This window comes from Mycolicibacterium sp. CBM1 (assembly GCF_054073305.1).
The window spans coordinates 1-3,271 of record NZ_JBSXPP010000047.1; the positions used below are offsets into that span (position 1 = coordinate 1).

General features: G+C 63.4%; 3 protein-coding genes. All 3 read right to left on the reverse strand.

Features of this window, described 5'->3' with window-relative positions; genetic code table 11:
- Window positions 1–59 precede the first annotated feature (59 nt).
- A protein-coding gene (locus ACXDF8_RS26880) for an IS3 family transposase (protein WP_457221679.1) occupies window positions 60–1,204 on the reverse strand; the annotation gives its coding sequence in 2 pieces (ribosomal slippage) (window positions 60–937 and window positions 937–1,204; 1,146 coding nt in all).
- Between the two features lie 42 nt (window positions 1,205–1,246).
- Window positions 1,247–1,456: a hypothetical protein gene (locus ACXDF8_RS26885; protein WP_457226279.1), complete on the reverse strand. Its 210-nt coding sequence runs from the start codon at window positions 1,454–1,456 to the stop codon at window positions 1,247–1,249.
- A gap of 465 nt (window positions 1,457–1,921) precedes the next feature.
- Window positions 1,922–3,205, reverse strand: coding sequence for an IS256 family transposase (locus ACXDF8_RS26890; protein ID WP_457225951.1), 1,284 nt, complete (start codon window positions 3,203–3,205; stop codon window positions 1,922–1,924).
- Between the last annotated feature and the right edge of the window lie 66 nt (window positions 3,206–3,271).

The window sequence follows — 3,271 nt, forward strand, 5'->3', positions numbered from 1 at the left end:
TGGCGAGTCCCCGATTCTGAGTCCACCCGGTTCTTGAGTCGGGGTGGTGTGATCCAGTTTCAGTTGATGTTGCAGTCCATCGGGGTGTGGGTGCAGCTGCAGACGGCAGCGTACTCGGCCGGGGTGCGGTAGCCCAGGGCCGAGTGGCGGTGCCGGTAGTTGTGTTCGTGCTTGAAGTCGCCGATGACCACGCGGGCTTCGAGCAGGGTGTTCCAGTGGTTGCGGTTGAGGCACTCCTTGCGTAGTCGGTTGTTGAACGATTCGATGTGTCCGTTGTTCCATGGCGCTCCTGGCGGGATATACGACATACCAGTCCGACCGTCACAGAACTGCTGCAGCGCTTGGGAAATGAACTCCGGACCGTTGTCCATCCGCAGCACCTTCGGCGGCCCACCCGCTGCGGCGAACACGTTGGCGAGATCGGCGACGAGTCGGTCGGCGGTGATCGACCGCTCAACGATGTGCAGCAGTGAGACGCGGGTGTGCTCGTCGATCATCGAGGCGATCTTGATGGCCTTGCCGTCGACGGTGGAATCGAACTGGAAGTCGATCGCCCACACCACGTTCGGGGCATCGGCCTCGATCGATGGGATCGACGACACCCCGGCCCGCTTGCGCGGACTGTGCACCCGCACCTGCAGCCCTTCCTCGCGCCACAGCCGGTGGATCTTCTTCAAATTGACCTCACGGCGCTCGTCGTAGCGCAACGCCGCCCAGGCACGGCGGAACCCATGGCATGGGTTCTTCGTCGCGTACGTGCGCAGCCAGGCCCGCATCTCGGCATCGGGATCGGCGGGGGTCTGCGACAACGGCAGGCGACGGCAGGTGGAGCGGGGCAGCCCAACGGCTTTGCACGCCAACCGTTCCGACATGCCCATCATGGAGGTGAGCATGCCGACGGCGCGGCGCTTGGCAGCTGGGCCTAAAATTTTCCCTTTGCGACCTCCCGCAAGGCGTCTTTGACCAGCTCGGCCTCGGCCAGTAATCGCTTCAGTCGGGCGTTCTGTTCGCGCAATTCCTTGAGTTCCTTGGCGGCATCGGTGTCCATCCCGCCGTAGGCGCGACGCCAGTTGTACAACGTCGCCGCAGACACCTCGAGTTCGGCTGCGATTTCCTCGCCGGTCTTGCCTTCGGCGGCCAGTTCGTCCGCACGGCGCAGTTTGCGCACGATGTCTTCTGCGGAGTTCCGCTTCCGACCAGCCATACGTTCATCGTCCCTTCTCGCCCACCATCGGGCTACAGGACTCTAGAACTTGCTGGACTCGTTCACCGGGAACACGCCAGGGTTCTTGCCGATGGCCCTGGCAATCTCGGGATCCTGGGCGACGCTGAAGAACCGGTCGGCACACATCGCCACGTTGACGCGCCAATCTCGTGTGCCCGGTCTCAAGTCGTTGATCGTGGCCGTTTGCGGTGGCGCCGATGCCGCCGCCGCTTCGTCGTCGCTTTCCGCCACGATCATCAACGCTACTCGCGGCCGGGCCGGTGAGATCGTTGCACTACTAGAGAGTTGCACTACTAGAGAACTGCGACAGCTCCAAGCGGCTCGCTCCCTACTACATTCCTCCAGGTCGAGGTGTCTCATTTCTGTTCTCCCACGCCCGTGTCTAATATCCGCCCTGTCGCTCCGGGTCAGACAGTCGACGAGTCAGCCATCCTCGGCTGGGCCCGGATCAGAGGCGGCTGGCTAGGCCCTCACCACCCAGTGCACCGATCTCGTGATCCTCGGCGTCGGCCCTGACAGATACCTCCGAACAACCATTTTCCGGCCCGCCAGCATTGCCCACCCGGGCCTCGCAGCGCTGAATGGTTTCGCCAAACCGGATACACAGCAACCCCAACAGGCCGGGCCGTCGCCGCCGGCGTGGCAACTCTCTCCGAACTGGGACTATCTCGTTAACGGTGTTTCCGGCGGTTTTGATCAGTAGGTTTCGGCTGCCGGGAATCGGTCGGCGAAGGTGATCGCGAACGCATTCAGGGCAGGTTTCCACCGCATCGTCCATCGTGCCCTGCCGGCACCGGTCGGGTCCAGTGATCGGGTGACCAGATACAGGCACTTGAGGGCGGCCTGCTCGGAGGGGAAGTGGCCGCGGGCTTTGATCGCGCGGCGGTAGCGGGCGTTGAGCGACTCGATGGCATTGGTGCTACAGATGACACGGCGGATCTCCACGTCGTAGTCCAGGAATGGGATGAACTCGTCCCAGGCGTTGTCCCACAGGCGGATCACCGCCGGGTAGCGTTGCCCCCATTTCTGGGCCAGATCGTCGAACGCCGTGCGGGCCGCAGTCGCGTTGACTGCGGTGTAGATCGGTTTCACATCACGCTTGATCTCGTCCCAGTACTTGCGGGAGGTGAGCCGAAAGGTGTTGCGCAGCAGATGGATGATGCAGGTCTGCACGATCGCCCGCGGCCATACGTTGCCCACCACCTCCGGCAGTCCCTTGAGCCCGTCGCAGACGACGAAGAAGGTGTCCTTGATGCCGCGGTTGCGCAGATCGGTGAGCACGCTCATCCAGAACTTGGCGCCCTCCCCGCCGGTGCCGGCCCACAATCCGAGGATGTCGCGTTCCCCGGCCAGGGTGACCCCGATGGCCGCGTAGAACGGCCGGTTGGCGACCTGGCCGTCGCGGACCTTGACCACGATCGCGTCGATGAAGATCGCAGCGTAGGTTTCATCCAGGGGCCGCACCGACCAGTCGTTCATCTCCTCGATGACCTTGTCGGTGATGCGACTGATCGTCTCCTTGGACACCGATGCCCCGTAGATCTCGGCGAAGTGCGCTGAAATCTCCCCGGTGGTAAGCCCTTTGGCGTACAAGGACAAGACCACCTCATCGACCCCGGACAGTCGGCGTTGACGTTTCTTGACGATCTGGGGCTCGAACGTCGATGCCCGATCGCGCGGCACGTCGAGTTCGACCGGGCCGGTGGTGTCGGTCAGCACCGTCTTGGTGCGGGTCCCGTTGCGGATGTTGCCCGACCCCGCCTCGGGCGGGTCGTGTTTCTCATACCCGAGGTGCTCGGTCATCTCCTCATTGAGTGCGGTCTCCAGGACCGTCTTGGTCAGCTGTTTGAGCAGCCCGTCGGGCCCGGTCAGCGACAGGCCCTGTTCCTGTGCTAGTCGGACCAGCTCGACCGCAGCCTTCTGCGCTGCGGACTGCTCAGCCGCCTTCTTCTTCGCCACATCTTCCAGTGTCGTCATCACGGCACCTTTCTCGCCGAGCATCGCTCAGCGTGTCAGTGCCGGAAACACCGTTACTTCCACAGTCCC